Origin of the sequence: Arthrobacter luteolus NBRC 107841, assembly GCF_001552075.1 — a bacterium.
GTDB classification, from domain to species: Bacteria; Actinomycetota; Actinomycetes; order Actinomycetales; family Micrococcaceae; genus Arthrobacter_B; species Arthrobacter_B luteolus.
Window position 1 is genome coordinate 33,169 of record NZ_BCQM01000002.1, and the last position, 24,395, is coordinate 57,563.

Consider the following 24,395-nt stretch of genomic DNA (forward strand, 5'->3'; position numbering starts at 1 on the left):
CGCAGCGGTGCGGATACGGGCCGGGCCACGGCGGAGTGCAGCACAAGCGGAACGGGATCAGGCGGGGCCGGAAGACGGTTCGAAGGGCGGCACTGGCCCCTGAAGGGGCGGGCACTGTCTTAAAGATAGCGACGTTTCCTGTGCCGTATTTCGCGGTGCTTCTCCGGGGCGAGCGCCGATTTGCCTCCGGGCCGGAGGATGCTTAACCTGTGCGCTGCAGGCGGTGTGAACCGGTTCTTCAGGCCCGGTCCCGGCTGCGTTTGCGGCCGGTGAACCGCGGGCCGGAGCGCAAAAACACCCGGCCGGATTTCTCCGGCCGGGTGTTTTTGCGTTCGGGCGCTGGTGTTATTCCGCGGGAGCCAGCTCGACGCCGCTAACGGTAAGTTCGCCGTCGCCGGCCACCAGGTCCAGGTTGCGGACATTGCCCGCAGCCAGGAGGTCCGGCAGGCCTGCCCGGAGGCGTTCCACCTGCGGTGCGGATGCCGTCACCGTGGCGGTCAGCACCTCGGTGCGCTGTTTGACCTTGGCTTCGGACTTCGCCTTCCGGATGCCGCCCAGGGCCTGGGCAACGGTTCCGAGGATAGCTGCGTCCGCGCCGGCTGCCCCACCGGCCAGGCCGTCAGCAGACGGCCAGGCAGCGCGGTGCACGGAACCGGCACGCCACCAGCTCCAGACCTCTTCGGTTGCGAAGGGCAGGAAGGGGGCAAACAGGCGCAGCAGGGAGTCCAGCGTCGTCGCGAGCGTCGCGAGGACGGAAGTCTGCTCGGCTTCCCCGGCGGCCCCGTAGGCGCGGTCCTTGATCAGCTCCACGTAGTCGTCCGTGAAGGACCAGAAGAAGGACTCGGTGATCTGCAGGGCCCGCGCGTAGTCGTAGCTCTCGAACGCCTTGGTGGCGTTGTTGATGACGTCCACCAGCTGGATGAGCAGCGACTTGTCCAGCGGGTTCGTGATCACGGAGGTGTCACCTGTGACCACGTTGGCCTCGGTGGCACCCAGGTTCAGCACGAACTTGGAGGCGTTCAGCAGCTTGATGGCCAGACGGCGGCCAATCTTCATCTGGGCAATCTCATACGCGGTGTCCGCACCGAGCTTGGCTGAGGCAGCCCAGTACCGGACGGCGTCGGACCCGTAGTCGTTGAGCACATCGGTGGGGACCACCACGTTGCCCTTGGACTTGGACATTTTCTTGCGGTCCGGGTCCAGGATCCAGCCGGAGATTGCAGCGTGCTTCCAGGGCGCGGCGTGCTGCAGCGCATCGGCGCGGACCACGGAGGAGAACAGCCAGGTCCGGATGATGTCGTGGCCCTGCGGGCGCAGATCGAACGGGAAGACCTTGGCGAAGAGATCCTCATCAACACCCCAGCCGCCCACGATCTGCGGGGTCAGGGAGGAGGTGGCCCAGGTGTCCAGCACATCGGCGTCGCCGATGAATCCGCCGGGCTGATTGCGCTGGGACTCCTCGTAGCCCGGTGCCGGGTCCGCGGCCGGATCGGCCGGCAGGGACTCGAACGCCGGAAGGATCGGGTTGTCGTAGTCCGGGTTGCCGGAGGCATCCAGCGGGTACCAGACCGGGACCGGAACGCCGAAGAACCGCTGGCGGGAGACCAGCCAGTCACCGTTCAGGCCTTCAATCCAGTTTTCGTAGCGGGAGCGCATAAAGGCCGGGTGGAAGTCGATTTCCTTGCCGCGGGCAATCAGCCGTTCCCGGCGGTCGGCGTCGCGGCCGCCGTTGCGGATGTACCACTGGCGGCTTGTGACGACCTCAAGCGGCTTGTCGCCCTTTTCAAAGAAGTTCACCGGGTGGGTGATCTTTTTCGGCTCGCCGTCCAGGTCGCCGCTGGCGCGCAGCAGCTCAACCGCGGTTTCCTTGGCGCTGAAGACGGTCTTGCCGGCGAGGGCAGCGTAGTTCTCCTTGGCGGACGGCGTCTTGATCCATTCCGGGGTGTCGGCCAGGATCCGGCCGTCACGGCCGATCACGGCGCGGGTGGGAAGGTTCAGCTCGCGCCACCAGGTCACGTCGGTCAGGTCGCCGAAAGTACAGATCATGGCGATGCCCGAGCCCTTGTCCGGCTTCGCCAGGGGGTGGGCCTTAACCTCAACCTCAACGTCGAAGAGCGGGGACTTCACCGTGGTGCCGAACAGGCGCTGGTACCGCTCGTCGTCGGGGTGTGCCACCAGCGCCACGCAGGCGGGCAGCAGTTCCGGGCGGGTGGTTTCGATCAGAATCTTCTCGCCGTCCGGGGCGTGGAAGCTGATCCGGTGGTACGCACCGGGCTGCTCGCGGTCCTCGAGCTCAGCCTGCGCGACGGCGGTGCGGAAGGTAACGTCCCAGAGCGTCGGGGCTTCGGCCATGTAGGCGTCGCCGGCCTTCAGATTCTCAAGGAAGGCACGCTGGCTGACGGCGCGGGAATGGTCATCAATGGTCCGGTAGGTCCGGTTCCAGTCCACGGAGAGGCCCAGCGTACTGAAGAGGTTCTCGAAGACCTTTTCATCTTCGACTGCCAGCTCTTCGCAGAGTTCGATGAAGTTGCGGCGGGAGACGACGTCGAAGTCGCGCTGGTTCTTCGGCGCGGTGGCCGGCGGCTGGTAGGCCGGATCGTACGGCTTGGTCGGGTCGCAGCGGACACCGTAGTAGTTCTGCACGCGGCGCTCGGTGGGCAGGCCGTTGTCATCCCAGCCCATCGGATAGAAGACGTTCTTGCCCTTCATCCGCTGGTAGCGGGCCAGCACATCGGTCTGCGTGTAGGAGAACATGTGTCCCACGTGCAGCGAGCCGGACGCCGTCGGCGGGGGAGTGTCGATCGAGTAGACCTCGTCCCGGACCGTGTCCGGGTTGAAGGCATAGGTTCCCTCTTCCCGCCAGCGGCGGCTCAGGGACTCTTCCAGCCCCTCCAGGGCGGGCTTGTCAGGAACGGAAACGGTGACGGGTGCGGGCGTGTCTGTGCCCGGGGTATTTTCAGCCATGCTCCCTATTGTCCCATGTGCGGCCTTTGGTTCAGCATCTGTGTCGGCCGTTGTGGACGCTGCTGGGCGGGCTTCCTTTGCGGCTGAGCGGGGGTTAGCATCCGGCGTATGGCGGCAGAATCTCCCACCGTGCGGATCCGGCGGATCTATGCGGAGCCCGACGGCGGTTTCCGGGTCCTGGTGGACCGGCTCTGGCCGCGCGGGGTATCGAAGGAACGTGCCCAGCTGGACGACTGGCTGAAGGACGTGGCACCCAGCACCGGTCTGCGCCAGTGGTTTGGGCACCGGCCGGAACGCTGGCAAGGGTTTACCGGGCGCTATCTGCAGGAGCTGTCGGACAATCCGGCGGCTGCTTCTTTCGCTGAGCAGTGCCGGTCCCGGCCGGACACCGTCCTGCTCTTCGCTGCCCGGAATGAGCAGCAGAACGAGGCCGTGGTGATTCGGGACTATGTGCTGGGGAGGTTGGGGGAGTAGCGGGCTGGGGCTTGTGCTGGGGCCGGCGTGTAGCTGGAAACAACCAGTGCGATCGCTATGCCGCCGGAGAGGATGAGTGCGCCCCGGCGATCCATCCACGCGGGAGCCACCAGTTGTCCGCTAAGGCCCACCAGGCAGGAATTCTGTCGATGCGTGCCACGGAACTACCTCCGCATAGCGCCCCGCCCGGTCCGACACCGGCGGTCTGGTCCGTGCCGAGGTTCGCATCGTTTCCCCTGCCGTGGCGTTTCTTGGAACCACCGCTGCCGCAGCCGGCCCGTAGGGTGAACCGGCGACCGGCGACCGGTAACTGCGATGCGATGGCCCAGAGTTCCCACCTGATGTGACAGGTGGGACCAATGTGATCACATCGCTGAACATCAGTCACAGAGTGTGGGAAGGCCGGTACACAGGACATGCACACGGTCTATGGTTCCAGCCAAAAGTCGGCTTAGGATGAACTGCTGGTCAGGGCCTGGGGTCCGCCAGGGCGTTCCGAACCAGCTGGATGAACCCTTCAGGGTCGCCGAGGACAAGCTCAGCCGTGATGCGCAGGGTGTGGTAACCCTGTGCGGTTGCGGCGTTCCACCGGGCCCGGTCCTGGCGGTACTGCTTCCGGTTGCTGTGGAACTCGAAGCCGTCAATCTCAATGATGAGCCGTCCCGCAACCAGAAAGTCCACCCGGCCGACGCCCGGCACCAGGACTTCCTCCTGGACCGCCAGCCCGGCGGCCAACAGATGGTAACGGGCACAGACCTCCAGCGGGGATGCCTTGGGCCGGCCCATACCAGCCAGCAGTCCTTGGGCTTGCCAATCCCGTGTTCGTCCCAGGGTCCGCTGGAGCGTCGGCAGGGAAACGGCATTGCGCGCCACTGCGGATTCTGCGAGGACCAGGGCCTGCAGCGGCGGCAGGCACCGGAATGCGTCCCGAATAATCTCGACCGGGGACGCAATGAGCCGGCCCCTTGTCCTCCTGCCCCGGTGCAGGCAGATGCCGGGATGCTGGATTGACCTGTCCGCACGGACGTGCGCATGCTCTGGTTTTTCCAGGAGCCACCACCCCTTTACCTCCGCTGACGAGGCACAGGTCAGCGACGAGGACAGGGACGCGGCGAGCAGCAGTTCTTCGGGACAGTCAGGCAGGCCGTAGTAGCCCGGGAGTTTGTGCTGCAGCACCCCGCGGCGTTCGGCCGCCCGGAGCTGTGACCGGCTGAACCCGTTCGCCTCCCAGGCACCGCGGCTGAGCAGCCCGTGATGAGCTCTGCAGAAGGCCTCCATAGGTTCCACCCGGCCAGTCTGACCGGGTTCCCAGGGATCGGGGCCATATTGGTCCCGACCAGGGGACAGCCGGCCCTCCTGTTCCGCCTGTGGAGGGCCCGTGCGACTTCCGGTCGGAGCCGAAAGAAGCCAGTGGCATGCTCAACGTATCCCTGCGGGCTCCAGCCGCTCGCGGAGCCATGCCAGACATGCAATTCCTTCTGCCCGCTGGAAAGCACGCAGCGTGGGCAGCCCAGGCGGCGGGGGTCGGCGTGCACTGTCGACGAAGTATCCGGCCAGACCTGCGAGCACGGCGTTCACCTTCTCCGGGTCGGAAGCGGCGAAGACTGCATGTTCCCGGAGCGCTGTCTCCGTATTGCATGACGGGTCCGCGCATCGATGAGCACCGACAGGGCATCGAACCAGGGAGCACCGTGAGCTGCCCACGGCCAGTCCACCAGGACCACTTTTCCATCGCTGCCGATGAGAAGGTTGTCGGACCGGAGGTCGCCGTGCACGAGCCGGTTCCCGCTGAGAGCATCTGCGGCGGCAGCAGAAAGAGACTCAAAACGTGCCTGGTTCCTCGCTGCCCATGGGTCAAGTCCTGGGTATGGCGCACTGCGCAGCCTCTCCCAGCCCTGGAAATCCTGACGCAGCTCGTCAGCCAGCGGCGGAAGCACTGCAAGAGTCTGTGCCGGCAGGGGCCGGGCCGACATTGAGTCCAGTGCTGTGAGGACGGCGGCACGATCGGTGCCTGAAAGCCGAGGATGACGACCGTCGACATCGTCGAAGACCAAGGCGACCCACCCGCCGTCGTCATGCATACCCAGGAAGCGGGGGATAGGCAGATCGTCCGGGAGCACGCTCACGATCCGCGCTTCCCTGCGGTGCAGGTGTGGAGATTCAGGGTTTAGTGAGCTGCTGACAGCCTTCACGAAGGCCCGGCGGCCGCTGGCTGTGACGATGCGGTCCGCGCTTCCCGGCGAGTACCCTCCCGCCTCGGAGCTGGTCACGACGACTGGACCGCCGACTATGGACTCAACGGCCGAACGGACCGGCAGGGGCAGGTCCGCCCACTCAATCCGAATACCGTCGTTCATGGAGCAACACTAAGCGGTGCCGGACGTGAAACAACCTGCCCGCCCCTCCCACGGTTTGTGACGGATGGCTACCTATGGGACCTCATCATTCACTCCTGACGCAGAACGTGGGAAGGGCGGGCAGCCGAAAGGCAGGAAGTTCGGCCTGCCCACCCCCACCGCCCCCCAGTCACCCAGCCCAGCCCCCACCCACCCCGCACAGCACGACTCCTGATTCAGGCCACGAAAGGGGAGCCGATAGGGTGGCGCCATGACGAAAAAGCGCGTGGTCGTAACCGGAGCCAGCTCGGGAATTGGTGCAGCGGCAGTGCGCGCGCTGCGGAACACCGGATGGGACGTCGTCGCCGTGGCCCGGCGGGAGGACCGGCTCCGGGAGCTGGCGGAAGAGACCGGCGCGCAGACGGTTACCTGCGACATCACGGACAAAGCATCCGTGGACGCGATGGCCCGGACAGTCCTTGCCGGCGGAGGAGTGGATGCCCTGGTCAACAACGCCGGAGGCGCTTTCGGCATGGACTCCGTCGCTGACGGCAATCCCGAAGACTGGACCCGCATGTACAACGTTAATGTTCTGGGCACGCTGTACGTGACCCAGGCGTTCCTGCCCTCACTCCGGGACAACGGCCGCGGTTCGATCCTGATGCTGACCTCCACTGCGGCACTCGCAGCTTATGAAGGCGGAGCCGGGTACTGCGCCGCAAAGGCGGGCGAAGAGGCCATGGCCCAGGCGCTGCGGCTCGAGGAAGCGGAACACAACGTGCGGGTGATCGAGATCCTGCCGGGAATGGTGAAGACCGAGGAATTCGCTGTGAACCGCCTCGGTGACGCAGCGGCCGCTGCAAAGATCTACGCCGGGGTCAGCAAGCCGCTCACGGCCGAGGACGTCGCGGACGTGATGGCGTACGCCCTCAATGCTCCGCACCACGTCAACCTGGACCAGGTCGTCATCCGTCCCGTCGCCCAGGCCGCTCAGCACAAGGTGATCCGCCGCTAGCGGAAGTCCCGCGCCATCCCGCCCGGGGTGGCTTCGACATCCGCCCCGGGGGTGGCCTAAACTGGCCCAAGCAGCTTAGACCCGGCTATCACCGGTGAGCTTCCGGAAGAAAAGCGCCACCTCCGTCTCACGGACGGGGCGGCGCCCAGTAGAACCGGACGGGTAAGCCCGTCACAGCAGTCAACGAGCGGCAGCCGGCGCGCACCAGGAACACACCAGATCCACAGGCGCACGACGGCGGCAAGCGAGGTGGTACCGCGGTTTCCTCCGGCGTCAGCCAAAGACGGAGACTCGCCCTCGCATCCTGTTTTACACGAGCCAGATTTACTTGCCGCTACCAGGATGACGAATATGCCACAGATCTACCCCAAGGCCTCCACCGGCGATGCCGCCGAAGCTGCAGCGTCCTCACCGAAGTTTCCGGAACTCGAAGAACGGGTTCTGAAGTACTGGGATAAGGACGGCACGTTCCAGGCCTCCATTGACGCCCGGCCCGCCGGGAAGGACGGCTCCAACGAGTTCGTCTTCTACGACGGTCCGCCCTTCGCCAACGGCCTGCCGCACTACGGACACCTGCTCACCGGCTACGTCAAGGACCTGGTGGCCCGCTACCAGACCCAGCGCGGACACCGCGTGGAGCGCCGCTTCGGCTGGGACACGCACGGCCTGCCGGCCGAGCTGGAAGCCATGAAGCAGCTGGGCATGAGCGACAAGGTCCAGATCGAGAAGATGGGCATCGACAAGTTCAACGATGCCTGCCGCGCCTCGGTCATGAAGTACGCCGGCGAGTGGCAGGACTACGTCACCCGCCAGGCCCGCTGGGTGGACTTCAACAACGACTACAAGACGCTCAACGTCGAGTACATGGAGTCGGTCATCTGGGCCTTCAAGACCCTGCATGAAAAGGGCCTGACCTACAGCGGTTTCCGGGTGCTCCCGTACTGCTGGAAGGACGAGACCCCGCTCTCCAACCACGAGCTGCGCATGGACGACGACGTCTACAAGATGCGCCAGGACCAGACGGTCACGGTCACCTTCCCGCTGCTCGCCGGAGACAACGTGCTCTCCGCCGAGCTTGAGGGCGTCAACGCCGTCGCCTGGACCACCACGCCGTGGACGCTGCCCACCAACATGGCCCTCGCCGTCGGACCGGACGTCCGCTACGCCGTCGTCCCCGCCGGTCCCAACGGCACGATGCTGGATCAGGAAGCGGCAGGCGAGGCCCGCTTCCTCCTCGCCGAGGACCTGGTCGGTTCCTACGCCAAGGACCTGGGGTACGACGACGCCGATTCCGCCCGCGCCGCCGTCACCTCCGTGCACACCGGCAAGGAACTCGAAGGGCTGCGCTACCAGCCGCTGTGGGACTACTACACCGATGCTGAGAAGTGGGGCACCGCCAGCGCCTGGCGTGTGGTGGTGGCCGACTACGTCACTACCACCGACGGCACCGGCATCGTCCACCAGGCTCCGGCCTACGGTGAAGATGACCAGAAGATCTGCGAAGCCAACGGCATCCCGGTGATCCTCTCCGTGGACGAGGGCGGCAAGTTCCTGCCCATGTTCGGCGAAGGCCCGCTGGCCGAAATCGCCGGTCTGCAGGTCTTTGAGGCCAACAAGCCGATCACCCGCGAACTCAAGGCCGAAGGCCGGCTGCTGCGCCAGGCCAGCTACGAGCACAGCTACCCGCACTGCTGGCGCTGCCGGAACCCGCTGATCTACAAGGCGGTCTCCTCCTGGTTCGTGGAGGTCACCAAGATCAAGGACCGTATGGTCGAGCTGAACCAGGAGATCAACTGGATCCCGGAGAACGTCAAGGACGGGCAGTTCGGCAAGTGGCTGGAAAACGCCCGCGACTGGTCGATCAGCCGCAACCGCTACTGGGGCAGCCCTATCCCGGTGTGGGTTTCGGATGACCCCAACTACCCGCGCACCGACGTCTACGGCTCCCTGGCGGAGATGGAGGCGGACTTCGGCCGGCTGCCCCTGAACAAGGAAGGCCAGCCGGACCTGCACCGCCCGTTCATCGACGAGCTGACCCGGCCCAACCCGGACGATCCCCGCACCCCGGAAGAGGGCCAGTCCATCATGCGCCGTGTCGAGGACGTCCTGGACGTCTGGTTCGACTCCGGCTCCATGCCCTACGCCCAGGTGCACTACCCGCATGAGAACGCGGACTGGTTCGAGCACCACAACCCAGGCGACTTCATTGTGGAGTACATCGGCCAGACCCGCGGCTGGTTCTACACGCTGCATGTGCTGGCCACGGCGCTCTTTGACCGGCCGGCGTTCCGCAACGTCATCAGCCACGGCATCGTCCTCGGCTCCGACGGGCAGAAAATGTCCAAGTCGCTGCAGAACTACCCGGATGTCTCCGAGGTGCTGGACCGCGACGGCTCCGACGCCATGCGCTGGTTCCTGATGGCTTCCCCGATCCTGCGCGGCGGCAACCTGGTCGTCACGGAGCAGGGGATCCGCGACGGCGTCCGGCAGGTCATCCTCCCGCTCTGGAACGTCTGGCACTTCTTCACCCTCTACACCAACGCTGCCAACAACGGCGCCGGTTACGAGGCGACGCTGCGCCACGAGTCCACCGAACCCCTTGACCAGTACATGCTGGCCGCCACCGGTGACCTCATCCGGAATATGACGACGGCGCTGGACACCTATGACGTGTCCGTCGCCTGCGAGATGCTGCGCGCTTACATGGACACCCTGACCAACTGGTACGTCCGCCGCAGCCGCAGCCGGTTCTTTGACGAGGACACCCAGGCCTTCGACGTGCTCTACACCTGCCTCGAAAGCGTCTGCCGGGTGGCTGCGCCGCTGCTGCCGCTGGTCTCGGAGGAGATCTGGCGCGGCCTGACCGGCGGGCGTTCCGTGCACCTGACCGACTGGCCCGAAGCCGGAGCGTTCCCGCGGGATGCGGACCTGGTGGCCCGCATGGACCTCACCCGCAAGATCGCTTCCGTTGGCTCGTCGCTGCGCAAGGGCGCCAACCTCCGGGTCCGCCTGCCGCTCTCCGGTATGACGGTTGTGGCGCCGGACGCTGAAAAGCTGGAAGGCCACTTTGCGGCCATCATCGCCGACGAGCTCAACCTGAAGTCGGTCCGGCTGATCGACGCCGGCGCCGCAGACCCGTCCGAGTTCGGCATCACGCAGAAACTGGTGGTCAACGCCCGGGCCGCCGGTCCGCGCCTGGGCAAGAACGTGCAGACCGCCATCAAGGCGGCCAAGTCCGGCGACTGGTCGGTGGCCGACGACGGCGCTGTCACCGCCGGGGGACTGGCCCTGGAACCGCACGAATACACCCTGGAAACCGTGGTGGAGTCCGGCGACGGTGAATCCTCCAAGGCTGTGGCGGTCCTGCCCGGCGGCGGCTTCCTGGTACTGAACACCGAGGTGACTCCCGAGCTCGCTGCCGAAGGCACCGCCCGGGACGCAATCCGCGCGATCCAGCAGGCCCGCCGCGATGCAGGCCTGCACATCAGCGACCGGATCCGCGCCACGGTGTCCACCGGCGCCGGAGAGGCCGCAGCACTGGAAGCCAACGCGGACCTCATCAAGGCCGAAACCCTGACCGATGACCTGGTGCTCACCGCCGCAAGCCGCGGCGGCGACGAATCCTTCGATGTAACCGTGGAGAAAATCTAATGAACAACGCGGACAGCCCCTCGGGGTCCATCGACGGGTTCTCCGTCGAGAGCGTTTATGCGGAACTGCTCAGCCGGGCACCGGAGAACAGGATGGAGCCGCGCATGGCTCCCCTGTTCCGTGCCATGGAGCTCCTGGGCGAGCCGAACAAGGCTTTCCCGATCATCCACATCACCGGCACCAACGGCAAAACGTCGACGGCGCGGCTGATCGAGGGCGGGCTGCAGGCCTATGGGCTGCGCACAGGGCGCTATACGAGCCCGCATCTGAGCAAAGTCACCGAACGCATCAGCATTGACGGTGAACCCGTCTCGGATGAGACCTTCGTGCGGATCTGGGACGAAATCCACCCGTATCTGCAGATGGTCGACGCCGAGCTGGACGCCGCCGGGGAACCCCGGCTGACGTACTTCGAGTGCGTGACCATTCTGGCGTTCGCCGTTTTTGCCGACGAACCCGTTGACGTGGCCGTGATCGAAGTGGGGCTGGGCGGTATTACCGACGCGACCAACGTCGGCGACGGCCAGGTCTCAGTGGTTACGCCGATTTCCCTCGACCACACCGAGCTGCTCGGTGACGACGTCGCGGACATCGCACTGGAAAAAGCCGGCATCATCAAGGAGAATGGCTTCCTGATCAGCGCGGCTCAGCCGGTGGAGGCCGCCCAGGTCCTGCTGGAGAAGGCCAACGAGGTTGGCGTGCCGTTCCGCTTTGAGGGCGTGGAGTTCGGCGTCGAGTCCCGGACTATGGCCGTAGGCGGTCAGATGGTGACCATCAACGGACTGGCGGGCCGTTACGAGGAACTGCTGGTCCCGCTGCACGGGGCGCACCAGGCGGAGAACGCCGCCCTCGCCGTCGCCGCTTTGGAAGCCTTCATTGGCGGCGGAACCAAGGAACTCGATGTTGAACTCCTGCGCACGGGCTTCCAGACGGTGACGTCTCCCGGGCGCCTGGAAGTGGTGCGCACTGCGCCGACCATCATTGTGGACGCCGCACACAATCCTGCCGGGGCAAAAGCCAGCGCCCAGGCGGTGCTGGAGTCCTTCAACCTCTCCTCACTGGTCATTGTTGCCGGCGTTCTGGCGGAGAAAGATTCCGTGGGAATCCTCACCGAGCTCAGGGAAACGCTGGGGGACATTGTCACAGGCATCTGCCTGACGCAGTCCAGCTCGCCCCGGGCCATCCCTGCGGAGGAACTCGTCCAGGACGCAGTTGACGCCGGTTTCGCCGACGCGGATATCCAGGTGGAACCCGCCCTCGACAACGCGATCGAGTGGGCTGTTGCCAAGGCGGAGGAGAACAACGACCTCGCCGGCGGCGTGCTCATCATCGGTTCCATCACGGTGGTCGCGGAAGCGCGCACCCTTCTCGGAAAGTAAGCACATGGCACGAATGACCAAGGCCCAGCGCGAATGGCGTCCCGGCATGCCCAAAAAGCGCCGGTCCATCCGCGTGATGTTTGCGTCCACCGTCCTGAGCCTGGAAGCCTTTGTGGTGCTCTTTGGCACCCTGGCGGTTTTCGGACTGCAGCGGGACCGGGTGGCGCCCGTGGCCATCCTGGCCGGGGGCATCCTGCTGGCCGCCGCACTGGTGGCGGCATGTGCATTCCTGTCCAAGCCCGCAGGCCCGTGGATCGGCTGGATCCTGCAGCTGGCCATCATTGCCACCGGGTTCCTGGAACCGATGATGTTCCTGGTCGGTGCGCTCTTTGCCGGCACCTGGTGGTACGCGCTGCGTACCGGAGCGCGTCTGGACCGGGAAAACCGGCAGCGTGACCGGGAGCAGGCCGAGTGGGATGCCAGCCACGGCGGAGAAACCGGCGGGCAGGAACCCGGCGAAGCCAGCAGTTAGGCTTATGAGCAGGCAACACCGACCAACCCCAACTTCAAGGAGATACCAAGCGTGAGCACCGAGCGCACACTCGTCCTGATCAAGCCCGACGGCGTTAAGCGGAACCTGACCGGCGCCATCCTGGCCCGCGTCGAGGCCAAGGGCTACACCTTGGCCGAGTTGAAGAAGATGGACGCCACCCGGGAACTGCTCGAGGCACACTACGAAGAGCACGTCGGGAAGCCGTTCTACGAACCGCTGGTGGAGTTTATGCTCAGTGGTCCGATCGTGGCTGCGGTCTTCGAAGGCCAGCGGGTCATCGAGGGCTTCCGCTCCCTGGCCGGCACCACCGAACCGACCACTGCCGCTCCGGGAACCATCCGCGGCGACTTCGGCCGGGACTGGGGCACGAAGGTCCAGCAGAACCTGGTCCACGGTTCTGACTCGGCAGAGTCCGCAGAACGCGAGATTGGTATCTGGTTCGGCAACTAGTCCGGATCCGCGTAAGACGGCAGGAAGCCGGCACCCGCAAAGGGTGCCGGCTTCCTGTGTCTTTGCCGCACCCGTGGCCTAGGCTGTGCTTCATGGCACGTATCTACAGCGCCGAGCTGCGCCCCGGAAAAATGGAACTCATCTCCCAATGGCTGCCGAAAGCCTCCTGGTTTCCGGAGGACGGTCCGGTGGAAGCCGAGCCTCTGGGGGCATACCGTTTCGACGACCCGGCGGGCCAGGTAGGCATCGAAACGCATCTGGTGCGGGCAGGTTCCCACACTGTCCAGGTCCCCCTGACCTACCGGGGAGCGCCGCTGGCCGGTGCCGACGACTTCCTGATCGGGACCATGGAACATTCAGTCCTCGGCCGGCGCTGGGTCTACGACGCCTGCGGAGATCCTGTCTATACCCAGGAATTCGCAGCTGCTGTCATTGACGGCAGGGACCAGGCTCCGCTGTACGTCGAGGAAGACGGGGTGCGCAGGGAACTGGAACCCACCGTGGAACTGGTGGGCAGCGGAATGCCGGACGGCGAAGAACTGGTGGAAGCACCCGACCATGAACCCGGGGGCTGGGTAACGTCCACGCTTCGTCAGGGGGACTGGGAACTCTCCGTGGTGCGTCTCCTTGACCTTGGGGGACGGGCAGCGCCGCCGCCCTCCCTGGCCGCTCTCTGGAAGGGGCAGCGGGAACCCGTGGTGCTGGGCTGGGCACTGCCCCTCGGATAGGGCAGGAAGCTGCTTCAGCTGCCGAGCTGAAGCAGCTTAGCCGCCCAGGAACGCATTCATAAAGCGGAAGAAGATCGAGGCCGCCACGGAAACCCAGAACAGGGCAGTGATGGCCCACGCCCACTCCGAAACAAAGTTGACCAAGCTCTTGGGTGCCGGAATGACGCCGTGGGCGAGGTTCCGCACCGTCGTAAAGACGAACAGCGGGATCATCGCCGTCCACACGACAATGCAGTAGAGGCACAGGACGTAGATATCGAAGAGGGCCTGGCTCCAGAGCCAGACCACGAAGCCCATCCCTACGGTGACGCCGGCTTGGACTGCCACCCAGTACCAGCGGGAGAACTGCGCGCCGGCCAGCATTGACATGGCCACCGTGATAGTCACCGCAAAGGCAACGATGCCGATCAGCGGGTTGGGGAAGCCGAAGAGAGCGGCCTGCCAGGTCTGAAAAACGGTCCCGCAGGAGACCCAGGGGCTGATGTCGCAGCTCGTGACATAGTTGGAGTCGGCGTAGACCCGCAGCCGTTCAAGCACCAGGATGCCCGAGGCCGCCCAGCCCACCAGGGATGTGATGAGGAGCAGCAGCGCGTACGGGCGCTGGCGGACGGAACGGGCCAGGCCGGACTCATCGCCGCGGTAGGCGGCCTGGTCTCGGGCGGGCGGGCGAGTGGCGCTGGAAGGCACGCGTTGCTCCTTTGGACAGGTGTCGGTGGTCCGATTCTATGCCGTGTAAAGGTCCGGATTTGACCTCCGTGTGAGATAATGGCTGTGGCTGGTGGCGGAACCACATTCCGTCAACGGTCCAGCGACAGGCTTCCGGTGCTGTCGGCGACGCTTCCCAGGTAGGAAATACCCATCAATCCGGATGGGGCAGGGGAATCCGCCGATCAGCCCTACCACAGCCCAAACGTATAGCCGTTCCGAGCAGGTAGCAGGAAAAGCGCCGCTGGTCTTGCGAGTGATGCCGTGCCCTCACGATGGTGCGACCTCGAATGACATTTAGACGACTTCCGGCTGGCGCAGGCTGCGATGCCCCCGCACAGCCGATACATTGCCCTCCGGGCATTGGAATGTGGCCAGTGCCGCGGGGGCCGGAGCATAGCTTTATATGAATACTGAACGCACAACAGAAGAAGCAGTAGAAGCCGCCCCGGCGGCCGAAGCGGTGCCGGAAACGGTTGCTGCAGCTCCCGGCGCAGCAGGGGAGCCTGCTGCGAAAGCGCCCGTCAAGCGGGCCACCCGGACCAGGCGGAAGCCCGCCGCGGCTTCCGTGACCGAGCCGGAGACCCCCACTGATCCTCCCGCTGCGGATACTTCCTCGCCGGAACCGGTGGAAAAACCCAAACGGACCCGCGCACCCCGGCGCAAGCCGGCTGCGGAAACTTCGCCGGCCGCTGCAGACACCGGTGCCACCGGTGCCGAAGCACCAGCCGCCACAGCTGAAGCAGTGGAAGCCGTACCGGTTGAAGCAGCCGCAGCTGACGCGGCTGAAGCCGCACCGGCCCCCGCAAAGGCCGTCCGGCGCCGTCGCACACCCGTCAAGAAGGCCGCGGCCACTGCTGACGCCGATGCCCCCGCTGCCGCAGCGCCGGATGCACCTGCCCAGGACGCAGCACCTGCAGCCGGCGAAGCACCTGCCGCTGCAACCCCGGCCCCTGAGGCAGCAGATCCGGCGGAAGTCCCGGCCAAGGCCGCCCCGCGCACCCGCCGCCGTTCCACGGCCAAAGCGGGCCAGCCGGGCAAGGCGGAGACTCCCGCCGCAGCAGCTCCGACCGAGGAAACTCCGGCACCGGCTGAAGCACCCGAGGATGGCGAAACAGCGGCAGCGCCGGCTGGGGCCACCGCCGGCGAACCCGCCCCTGCGGTGGAGGAAACTCCCTCAGCGCTGAATCCCTTCGCAATCCCCGAATCCGCGACGTCGGTGCTCTTTCACGCCCCGGACCTCACTGCCGTCAAGCCCGTGGTGGAGGCCAGGACGGACCCGGATACCGAGGACTCCTCCGACGAAACCGACGAAAGCCGGGATGGTGGGCGCTCCCGCCGGAGCCGGCGCCGCAGCCGGGGACGCTCAAAGCCCGAAAACGAAGCCGGCACCGAGGGCGAAGAAGGCAGCGAGACTGCGCCGGCCGATGAGAATGCCGAGGGAGTTACCTCCCGCCGCCGGCGCCGCCGCCGCCGCGGAGACGCCGATCTTGAACTGACCGGCGGCTCGGATGATGATCCGCCCAACACCGTGACCCGTGTCCGCGCGCCGCGCGCCCACGCTGAACCGCCGGTGAACGACCGCGTCACCAGCGTTAAGGGCTCCACCCGTCTCGAGGCAAAGAAGCAGCGGCGCCGCGAATCACGCGAGTCCGGACGCCGCCGCCATGTGATCACCGAGGCCGAGTTCCTGGCCCGCCGTGAATCAGTCGACCGTCAGATGATCGTGCGCCAGCGTGATGACAGGATCCAGATCGGTGTGCTTGAGGACGGCGTCCTGGCCGAGCACTTCGTCTCCAACACGCAGCAGGACTCGCTGATCGGCAACGTGTACGTCGGCAAGGTCCAGAACGTGCTCCCGAGCATGGAAGCTGCCTTCGTTGACATCGGACGCGGCCGCAACGCGGTCCTGTACGCCGGTGAAGTCAACTGGGATGCCGCCGGCCTGGATGGACAGCCGCGCCGCATCGAGCTGGCCCTGAAATCCGGCGACTCTGTCCTGGTTCAGGTCACCAAGGATCCGGTGGGCCATAAGGGTGCACGCCTGACCAGCCAGATCTCCCTGCCGGGCCGTTACCTGGTCTACGTCCCGGGCGGGTCGATGACCGGTATCTCCCGCAAGCTCCCCGATGTGGAGCGGAACCGCCTCAAGAAGATCCTCAAGGACCACCTGCCGCAGAACGCAGGCGTCATTGTCCGCACGGCCGCCGAAGGCGCGTCCGAAGAAGAGCTGATGAACGACATCAACCGGCTCCGGGCGCAGTGGGAGAACATCGAGGCCAAGGCCAAGTCCACCAAAACGCTCCCGCCGGAACTGCTCTACGGTGAGCCGGACCTGACCATCAAGGTGGTCCGCGACGTCTTCAATGAGGACTTCTCCAAGCTGATCGTCTCCGGCGAGGAGGCATGGGACACCATCGAGGCCTACGTAACCTACGTGGCTCCGGACCTGGTGGGCCGCCTGGAAAAGTGGACCAAGGACGAGGACATCTTCGCCGCCAGCCGCATCGACGAGCAGATCGCCAAGGCACTGGACCGCAAGGTCTTCCTGCCCTCCGGCGGCTCCCTGGTCATCGACCGCACCGAAGCCATGACCGTGGTGGACGTCAACACCGGCAAATTCACCGGCAGCGGCGGCAACCTGGAAGAAACCGTTACCAAGAACAACCTGGAAGCGGCGGAGGAAGTCGTCCGCCAGCTGCGCCTGCGGGACATTGGCGGCATCATCGTCATCGACTTCATCGACATGGTGCTCGAAGCCAACCGTGACCTCGTGCTCCGGCGCCTGGTCGAGTGCCTGGGGCGCGACCGCACCAAGCACCAGGTTGCCGAGGTGACGTCGCTGGGCCTGGTCCAGATGACCCGTAAGCGGATGGGCACCGGCCTGCTCGAGGTCTTCGGCGAGAACTGTGAACACTGCGACGGCCGCGGCGTCATCACCCATGACATCCCCGTGGAACACCGCCGCAGCACCAGCCACTCCGGGCATGCCGTCTCTGACGACAACCACCAGCAGCACCTCAAGCAGGAGAAGCAGTCCCGCGGGGAGCGCAAGCGCCGCAACCGGAACCAGAACCAGGCACCGCAGCCGCAGGCAGCTGCACCGGCTGAGCCGGCCAAGGTTGACGAACCACAGCCGGAGGACGCTGAGCGCGCCGCGAAGGCGGAGGCAGCCCGGGCAGCACTGGCCACCATCGCCGCGGCCACGGCCGCAGCGCACGACGCCGAAGGAACTCCGGAAGCCGGGGCTGCTCCTGCTGCTGCCAAGGACGCTCCCGCTGCGCCGGAAGAGAAGCCCCTCATCAAGGAGCCTCACGACGACGTACCCGAAGAGGCCGGTGCCATCCTCCGGATCCAGGGCGAGACGGTAGTTGTTCCCCGCAGGGAGCGCCGCCGCCCGGTCCGCCAGGAGGTCCAGCTGACCCTGGAAAGCCTGACGGAGGCCTTCAACGATGTTTCTCCGGTGGCGTCCGGCGAAACGGATGCCGGGAAGCAGGCTGCAGCCGGTTCAGCGCCGCAGGACAGTGCCAGGACGACATCCGCTGCAGGTCCGGCCGCTGCGGCCGCTCCCAGCGGCGGAGAGGCCCCGCAGCGTCCGCGGCGGCGCCGCGCCGCGCGCAGCCCGCAGGGCTCCGCTGACGCACAGATCATCAAGGCAGAGGCCGCGGAACCCGCTGCCCAGGGGAGCACGACGGCGGTCTCCGCCCAGGTGCCCGCCAAACCGCGCACCGAAGCTGCCGCCCCGGTGATCCTCGGCGTCGGGGTTCCGGCTTCCGACCTGTAAGGCAGCCTCCGGGCCGGCCTTGGGCCCGGAACTGAAGACCAGTGCAGCAGGCTGCCGTCCGGACCGGACGGCAGCCTGCTGCCGTCTCCGGGCATCTCCGGGCAGCTCTGTCCGGCAGATGGGCGCTGGTGCAGCGCAACAGCGCGGAAGTGTTATAAAGTAGTTCCAGCGCAGTGACGTCCGATGATTCCCGAGGTTGGATGGCACGCTGGAGACTACCGTGCATTTGCAGCGAATGGGTCCCTTAGCGTAGCCTTGAACTTCGGTGCGGACGCCTTCGAAGCCATTCTTCGGTAAAGGGCGTGACTGCATGGCGCAAGCCGGACACATATCTGGTCCGGGGTAGTGCGCATCCAAGTATTAAACGTCGAGAGAAGTGAGTTCCCAAGTGGTGTACGCGATTGTCCGCGCTGGCGGCCGCCAAGAAAAGGTTTCCGTTGGAGACCTCGTAACCCTGGACCGCGTCCCCGGTGGAGCCGGCAGCACTTTTGAGCTGCCTGCCCTGCTATTGGTTGATGGCGACAAGGTCACCTCTGCCGCTGCGGACCTGGCAAAGGTTACGGTTACGGCAGAAGTTATCGAGAACTTCCGGGGTCCGAAGATTGTTATCCAGAAGTTCAAGAACAAGACCGGTTACAAGAAGCGTCAGGGCTACCGCTCCTCGCTGACCAAGGTCAAGGTCACCTCCATCAACTCCTGATTCCTACGTGCCGGTTCCATTACTGGAGCCGGAACCGCGGGATTGCCCGCACCTTAGGCATCAAGATCAGTCAGAGCAAAGGCAGGATTAGAAAATGGCACATAAGAAAGGTGCGAGCTCTACTCGCAACGGCCGCGACTCCAACGCACAGTACCTCGGCGTGAAGCGCTTCGGCGGCCAGGTTGTCAAGGCAGGCGAAATCATCGTCCGCCAGCGTGGCACCCACTTCCACCCCGGCGCAGGCGTTGGCCGCGGCGGAGACGACACTCTGTTCGCCCTTGAGGCTGGAGCTGTCGAGTTCGGCAGCCGTCGTGGACGCCGCGTTGTGAACATCGTCGCAGCAGCCGAGTAATTTCCGGCTAAACAGCTTTTCCGGTGGGGCGGGCCATGATGGCCCGCCCCACCGTCTTTTTTAAGCCGAGTAGACTTGGCTTGATCCAAATTTTTCAACAAGGAGAACCATGGCCAGCTTTATAGACCGTGTTGTACTGCATGTTTCGGGCGGTGCCGGCGGCCATGGGTGTGTGTCCGTAAAGCGCGAGAAGTTCAAACCGCTGGGTGGTCCCGACGGCGGGAACGGCGGGGACGGCGGCGACGTCATCCTGCGCGTGGACGGACAGACTACAACCCTTCTGGACTACCACCACGCCCCGCACCGCCACGCCGGCAACGGTGGCCCCGGTATGGGTGACTGGCGCGCAGGCAAGACGGGGGAGACCCTCGTCCTCTCGGTTCCGGAAGGGACCGTGGTCAAGTCCAAGGACGGCGAAGTCCTGGCCGACCTTGTGGGCATGGGCGCCGAATACGTGGCGGCCGCCGGTGGCCAGGGCGGGCTGGGCAACTCCTCGCTCTCCTCGCAGAAGCGCAAGGCCCCCGGCTTTGCGCTGCTCGGCACCCCGGGAGACGAGCGGGACATTGTCCTGGAGCTCAAGTCCATTGCCGACATTGCGCTCGTCGGGTTCCCCTCCGCCGGCAAGTCTTCCCTGATCGCGGCCATGTCAGCTGCCCGGCCGAAGATTGCCGACTACCCCTTCACCACCCTCATCCCCAACCTCGGCGTGGTGCAGGCGGGCGATGTCCGTTTCACCGTGGCCGACGTTCCGGGGCTCATCGAAGGCGCTTCGGAGGGCAAGGGCCTCGGCCACCACTTCCTGCGCCACGTCGAGCGCTGCGCCGCCCTGGTCCATGTCCTGGACTGCGCGGCCCTGGAAACTGACCGTGATCCGCTCAGCGACCTCGACATCATTGAGGCCGAGCTGGAAAAGTACGAAGTTGACATGAGCTACGCGGGCGCCGACGGCGACGTGGTACCCCTGAACCAGCGTCCGCGCCTGGTGGCCCTGAACAAGGTTGACGTCCCCGACGGGCGCGACATGGCCGAATTCGTCCGGCCGGAACTTGAGAAGCGCGGCTATCGGGTCTTCGAGGTCTCGGCCTCCAGCCATGAGGGTCTGCGCGAACTTGGATTCGCCATGGCGGCCATTGTTTCCGAGGCCCGCAAGGCCGTGGAGACCGCTCCGCCGCGGATCGCACCTCCGGTTGTGCGGCCCCGGTCCGTCAACGGCAAGGGTGGATTCACCATCCGCCGCGAAGAGCGCAACCTGGAACCGCTGTTCCGCGTCATCGGTGACAAGCCGGTGCGCTGGGTCCAGCAGACGGACTTCACCAACGACGAGGCCGTGGGCTACCTGGCCGACCGCCTGGCGAAGCTGGGAATCGAGGACCAGCTGTTCAAAGCCGGTGCCAAGCCCGGCGACGCAGTGGTCATCGGCGAAGGCGACGGTGTGGTGTTCGATTGGGAACCGACGATGATCGGCGGCGCTGAACTGCTTGCTGCCTCGCCGCGCGGTTCCGACATCCGCATCGAAGAGTTCGCCCGGCCGACCCGCAACGAAAAGCGGGAAGACCACCAGAAGCGCAAGGACGCCCGTGCAGCGGCCCGCGCAGAGCTGGAAGCTGAGCGCAAGGCCGGAATCTGGACCGAGTCGGTGAACTACAAGCACTCGGCTCCGCCGGCAGCCGAAGAGGACTAATCCCTTAACGGAAGCGGGGCGGGAGTGGACTTGGACATAGGGTAGATCCGTCATGAGTGAAGAAACCGAAGCACAGATCCCTCCCGCCCCCAAACGGCCGCTGAAGTCGCGGGCGGGCCTCGCCCGCGCCCGCCGCATCGTCGTGAAGGTTGGCTCCTCATCGCTGACGTCCGTTGCCGGCGGCATCTCGGATGAGGCCCTGAATTCCCTTGCCGACGTCCTGGCCGCGCGGCGCCGGCAGGGAACCGAAGTCATCCTGGTGTCCTCCGGCGCCATCTCTGCAGGCCTCGCGCCGCTGGGCCTGTCCAAGCGGCCGGCCCAGCTGTCGACCCAGCAGGCCGCCGCCAGCGTGGGCCAGGGGCTGCTGATGGCCCGGTACACCCAGGCGTTCGGAGCCCACGGTGTGACGGTGAGCCAGGTCCTGCTCACTGTGGAAGACCTGATGCGCCGGACCCACCACGCCAACGCACACCGGGCCATGGAGCGGCTGCTGAACTTCGGCGTGGTTCCCATCGTCAACGAAAATGACACCGTCGCCAGCCACGAAATCCGCTTCGGCGACAATGACCGGCTGGCAGCCCTCGTTGCCCACCTGGTCAAAGCCGACGCCCTGATCCTGCTTTCCGACGTCGATGCGCTCTACGACGGCCCGCCGGCTGCCGGCGCGCGGCGCATTCCGGAAGTGACCGGTCTGAAGGATCTTGAAGACGTCCGGATCGGCAAGGTCGGCAAAGCCGGGGTCGGCACCGGCGGCATGGTCACCAAGGTCGAGGCGGCCACCATTGCCGCGCAGTCGGGCATCCCGGCCCTGGTCACCTCCACCGAAAATGCCGCCGCGGCACTGGCCGGAGAGGACGTCGGCACCTGGTTCGCCACGCGCGGCGTCCGCCAGCCGATCCGCCTGCTCTGGCTGGCCCACCTCGCCAGGATCCAGGGCAGCCTGGTGCTCGACGACGGCGCGGCCCGGGCCGTGGGGGAGCGGCGCCGGTCGCTGCTGCCCGCTGGCATTGTTGCTGTGGAAGGGCACTTTGAGCCCGGGGACCCGGTGGCGCTGCGCGATACCTCCGGACGCGTCCTCGCCCACGGGCTGACCAACTATGCCTCCGATGAACTGCCCCAGATGCTGGGACGCTCCACCCGTGAGCTGGCCCGCGAACTGGGCCACGGATATGAACGTTCAGTGGTGCACGTTAATGACCTGGTCATCCTGCAGCCCCGCTCCGCCGGAGCAGGGACGGCACCCGCAGCGTCACGGACCGGGCAGGCCCGCGGGGCCGCCGCTACACTGGGAGCATGACCGCTGTGAACACCACTTCCGTGAGCACGTCCGCCACATCCGCCGGCCGCAACGGGAGCGGTACGCCAACCCCGGAGGAAGTCGAAGCCGGAGTGCACCGCATTGCCGACCGGGCCAGGACTGCCGCCCGGCGGATGGCCCGTGCCAACCGCGCCTGGAAGGATCTTGCCCTGGAGCAGATCGCCCAGGACGTCGTCGCCAAGCGCGACGTCGTACTGGCCGCGAACGCGGAGGATGTTCAGCGGGGCCGGGACAACGGCACATCTGAAGCGCTGCTGGACCGGCTGACACTGACCCCGGAACGCATTGAGGGGCTGGCCGACGCGCTGCGGAACCTGGCCGGCCTGCCGGATCCCGTGGGTTCGGTAGCCCGCGGACAGACCCTGCCCAACGGGCTGCGCCTGCGGCAGGTCCATGTTCCCCTGGGCGTGGTGGGTGCCATCTATGAGGCCCGGCCCAACGTGACCGTGGATATCGCGGGACTGGCGCTCAAGAGCGGAAACGCGGTGATCCTCCGCGGCGGCAGCGCCGCCGCTTCGACCAACACCGTTCTGGTCGATCTGATCCGGGATGCCCTGGAAACTGTGGGGCTGCCTTCGGACGCTGTCCAGACCATCGACGGTTACGGCCGGGCGGGCGCCAACGTCCTCATGAAGGCCCGCGGGCGCGTGGACGTCCTGATTCCCCGTGGCGGCCGGGCACTGATCCAGAACGTGGTAACCAACGCCGCCGTACCGGTCATTGAGACCGGCGAGGGCAACGTCCATATTTTCCTGGACGAGACCGCGCCCGAAGAGATGGCCATCGACATCCTGCTGAATGCCAAGACGCAGCGGCCGAGTGTCTGCAACACCGTGGAAACCCTGCTGGTGCACAGCGGCGGCAAGGCAGCCCGCGAAGTCCTGGCCGCCCTGGCGGCTTCCGGGGTGCGGCTGCACGCCGACGAACGGATCCGGGAAATTCTGCCTGACGGCGTAACAGCCACGGCTGCCACGGACGAGGACTGGGGCCGCGAGTACATGGATCTGGACCTGGCCGTGGCGATGGTGGATTCCATGGATGAAGCGCTGGAGCACATCCGCCGCTGGACCACCGGGCACACCGAGGCCATCATCACCAACGACCTCGCCAACGCAGAGCGCTTCATTGCCGAAATCGACTCCGCTGCCGTGATCGTCAATGCCTCCACCCGTTTTACCGACGGCGGTGAACTCGGCCTCGGCGCAGAGGTAGGCATCTCCACCCAGAAGATGCATGCGCGGGGTCCGATGGGCCTGAAGGAATTGACGACCACCAAATGGATCATCCAGGGCGAGGGGCAGGTGCGGGGCTAACCCCCTTCACCCCCGGGCCCGAACTGCGTTGTTCGGGCCACAGACGCGTACCATTGATCTAGAAACGTTGCTCTGCCGGGTTCTCCGGCGGTTGATTTAGGGAGATTCATGCTGATCCAGCTTTCCAGTGCTGCAATGATGGCGGCCGAAGTTGCTGAAGAACACGCCGAGGGCACTCCTGCGCTCGTTTACGGTGCCGTCATTTTTGGCATTTTCATGGTCCTGATGTTCGCCACCATGGCGTTCACCAGCCTGGGGCACCGTCACGAAGCAGCCCCCGAGCACGTGGATCCGCAGCGTCAGCACCCTAACAAGCACGATCACGGCCAGGGTATCGCCGAGTAGGCTTCCGCCTCAGGTGGAGCCGCTGGAACCGCACGCATGAACGCACGCATCGACACCGCAGACGGCACAGCGAACGGGAACCGCCCTTATCGCCTTGGCGTTATGGGCGGCACGTTTGACCCCATCCACCACGGTCACCTGGTGGCTGCGAGTGAAGTGGCGTCGGTATTCGACCTTGACGAAGTGGTCTTCGTGCCCACCGGCGAACCGTGGCATAAGTCCGCCCAAACGGTCACACCGGCGGAGCACCGCTATCTGATGACTGTCATCGCGACTGCTTCGAACCCGCGCTTCAAGGTCAGCCGGGTGGATATCGACCGCCCGGGCCCCACCTACACAATTGATACGCTTAGGGATCTGCGCCGCGCGCGTCCGGACGCCGAACTGTTCTTCATCACCGGAGCGGACGCACTGGCGCAGATCCTTTCGTGGAAGGACGTGCAGGAACTGTGGACGCTGGCCCACTTTGTGGGCGTGACCCGGCCGGGGCATGAACTGCAGAACATGGGCCGGGATGACATCAAGCTCCTGGAGGTCCCGGCGATGGCGATCTCCTCGACCGACTGCCGCCAGCGGGTCGCGGCATCCGAGCCGGTCTGGTACCTGGTACCGGACGGAGTGGTGCAGTACATCGCCAAGCACAACCTGTACACACCTTCACAGCAGCAGGTTCCGGCTGCCACGACTGAACCAGTAGCCTGAGCGAT

At 65.9% G+C, this 24,395-nt stretch carries 19 protein-coding genes; 15 read left to right on the plus strand and 4 right to left on the minus strand.

Annotated features, from left to right (window positions below; genetic code table 11):
* Positions 1 to 345 precede the first annotated feature (345 nt).
* Entirely contained in the window at positions 346 to 2,964 is a 2,619-nt protein-coding gene (gene valS, locus AL3_RS04210; protein ID WP_066297208.1) for a valine--tRNA ligase, read from the minus strand.
* Between the two features lie 108 nt (positions 2,965 to 3,072).
* Here valS and AL3_RS04215 point away from each other — a divergent pair, with 108 nt between their 5' ends.
* On the plus strand, positions 3,073 to 3,438 hold the full coding sequence (locus AL3_RS04215) for a DUF488 domain-containing protein (protein ID WP_066297210.1): 366 nt from the start codon (positions 3,073 to 3,075) through the stop codon (positions 3,436 to 3,438).
* A gap of 468 nt (positions 3,439 to 3,906) precedes the next feature.
* On the opposite strand, the gene AL3_RS04220 is transcribed toward AL3_RS04215, so the two are convergent.
* Entirely contained in the window at positions 3,907 to 4,716 is an 810-nt protein-coding gene (locus AL3_RS04220; RefSeq protein WP_066297213.1) for an endonuclease domain-containing protein, read from the minus strand.
* Positions 4,717 to 5,012: 296 nt separating this feature from the next.
* Positions 5,013 to 5,795 (minus strand): phosphotransferase family protein, encoded by a 783-nt coding sequence (locus tag AL3_RS17965; protein WP_205054114.1) that lies wholly within the window; start codon positions 5,793 to 5,795, stop codon positions 5,013 to 5,015.
* Positions 5,796 to 6,045: 250 nt separating this feature from the next.
* On the opposite strand from AL3_RS17965, the gene AL3_RS04225 reads away from it, so the two are divergent.
* From AL3_RS04225 to AL3_RS04250, 6 genes are all read left to right on the plus strand, one after another.
* On the plus strand, positions 6,046 to 6,789 hold the full coding sequence (locus AL3_RS04225; RefSeq protein WP_066297214.1) for an SDR family oxidoreductase: 744 nt from the start codon (positions 6,046 to 6,048) through the stop codon (positions 6,787 to 6,789).
* 342 nt (positions 6,790 to 7,131) lie between these two features.
* A complete protein-coding gene (ileS, locus tag AL3_RS04230) occupies positions 7,132 to 10,440 on the plus strand; it encodes an isoleucine--tRNA ligase (RefSeq protein WP_066297215.1) in 3,309 nt (1,102 codons plus the stop codon).
* Positions 10,440 to 11,819 (plus strand): bifunctional folylpolyglutamate synthase/dihydrofolate synthase, encoded by a 1,380-nt coding sequence (locus AL3_RS04235; protein WP_066297222.1) that lies wholly within the window; start codon positions 10,440 to 10,442, stop codon positions 11,817 to 11,819. The genes ileS and AL3_RS04235 overlap by 1 nt, the downstream gene beginning before the upstream one ends.
* 4 nt (positions 11,820 to 11,823) lie before the next feature.
* Positions 11,824 to 12,291, plus strand: a complete 468-nt coding sequence (locus AL3_RS04240) for a DUF4233 domain-containing protein (RefSeq protein WP_066297224.1) — start codon at positions 11,824 to 11,826, stop codon at positions 12,289 to 12,291.
* 51 nt (positions 12,292 to 12,342) lie between these two features.
* Entirely contained in the window at positions 12,343 to 12,762 is a 420-nt protein-coding gene (gene ndk, locus AL3_RS04245; protein ID WP_066297233.1) for a nucleoside-diphosphate kinase, read from the plus strand.
* Positions 12,763 to 12,854: 92 nt separating this feature from the next.
* The gene (locus AL3_RS04250; RefSeq protein ID WP_066297240.1) at positions 12,855 to 13,490 is read left to right on the plus strand and encodes a CG0192-related protein; all 636 of its coding nucleotides are present in this window, start codon (positions 12,855 to 12,857) and stop codon (positions 13,488 to 13,490) included.
* A gap of 36 nt (positions 13,491 to 13,526) precedes the next feature.
* Here AL3_RS04250 and AL3_RS04255 read toward each other — a convergent pair whose 3' ends face one another.
* Positions 13,527 to 14,177 (minus strand): vitamin K epoxide reductase family protein, encoded by a 651-nt coding sequence (locus AL3_RS04255; protein ID WP_370664995.1) that lies wholly within the window; start codon positions 14,175 to 14,177, stop codon positions 13,527 to 13,529.
* Positions 14,178 to 14,601: 424 nt separating this feature from the next.
* Here AL3_RS04255 and AL3_RS04260 point away from each other — a divergent pair, with 424 nt between their 5' ends.
* The 8 genes from AL3_RS04260 to nadD all read left to right on the plus strand — a co-directional run bounded on the left by AL3_RS04260 (position 14,602) and on the right by nadD (position 24,390).
* On the plus strand, positions 14,602 to 17,979 hold the full coding sequence (locus tag AL3_RS04260; RefSeq protein ID WP_066297242.1) for an Rne/Rng family ribonuclease: 3,378 nt from the start codon (positions 14,602 to 14,604) through the stop codon (positions 17,977 to 17,979).
* Between the two features lie 388 nt (positions 17,980 to 18,367).
* Positions 18,368 to 18,679, plus strand: coding sequence for a 50S ribosomal protein L21 (gene rplU, locus AL3_RS04265; RefSeq protein WP_066297243.1), 312 nt, complete (start codon positions 18,368 to 18,370; stop codon positions 18,677 to 18,679).
* 94 nt (positions 18,680 to 18,773) lie between these two features.
* Positions 18,774 to 19,031, plus strand: a complete 258-nt coding sequence (gene rpmA / locus AL3_RS04270) for a 50S ribosomal protein L27 (protein ID WP_066297244.1) — start codon at positions 18,774 to 18,776, stop codon at positions 19,029 to 19,031.
* A 109-nt stretch (positions 19,032 to 19,140) separates the two neighbouring features.
* Entirely contained in the window at positions 19,141 to 20,712 is a 1,572-nt protein-coding gene (gene obgE / locus AL3_RS04275) for a GTPase ObgE (RefSeq protein ID WP_066297248.1), read from the plus strand.
* Positions 20,713 to 20,764: 52 nt separating this feature from the next.
* The gene (proB, locus tag AL3_RS04280; protein ID WP_083521433.1) at positions 20,765 to 22,009 is read left to right on the plus strand and encodes a glutamate 5-kinase; all 1,245 of its coding nucleotides are present in this window, start codon (positions 20,765 to 20,767) and stop codon (positions 22,007 to 22,009) included.
* Positions 22,006 to 23,343 (plus strand): glutamate-5-semialdehyde dehydrogenase, encoded by a 1,338-nt coding sequence (locus AL3_RS04285; RefSeq protein WP_066297251.1) that lies wholly within the window; start codon positions 22,006 to 22,008, stop codon positions 23,341 to 23,343. Before proB ends, AL3_RS04285 begins: the two co-directional genes overlap by 4 nt.
* Before the next feature lie 108 nt (positions 23,344 to 23,451).
* Positions 23,452 to 23,688 carry a hypothetical protein gene (locus AL3_RS04290; protein ID WP_066297253.1) on the plus strand — a complete coding sequence of 79 codons (237 nt, stop codon included), beginning with the start codon at positions 23,452 to 23,454 and terminating at the stop codon, positions 23,686 to 23,688.
* 102 nt (positions 23,689 to 23,790) lie between these two features.
* Positions 23,791 to 24,390, plus strand: coding sequence for a nicotinate-nucleotide adenylyltransferase (nadD, locus tag AL3_RS04295; protein ID WP_066298358.1), 600 nt, complete (start codon positions 23,791 to 23,793; stop codon positions 24,388 to 24,390).
* The last annotated feature ends 5 nt before the right edge of the window (positions 24,391 to 24,395 follow it).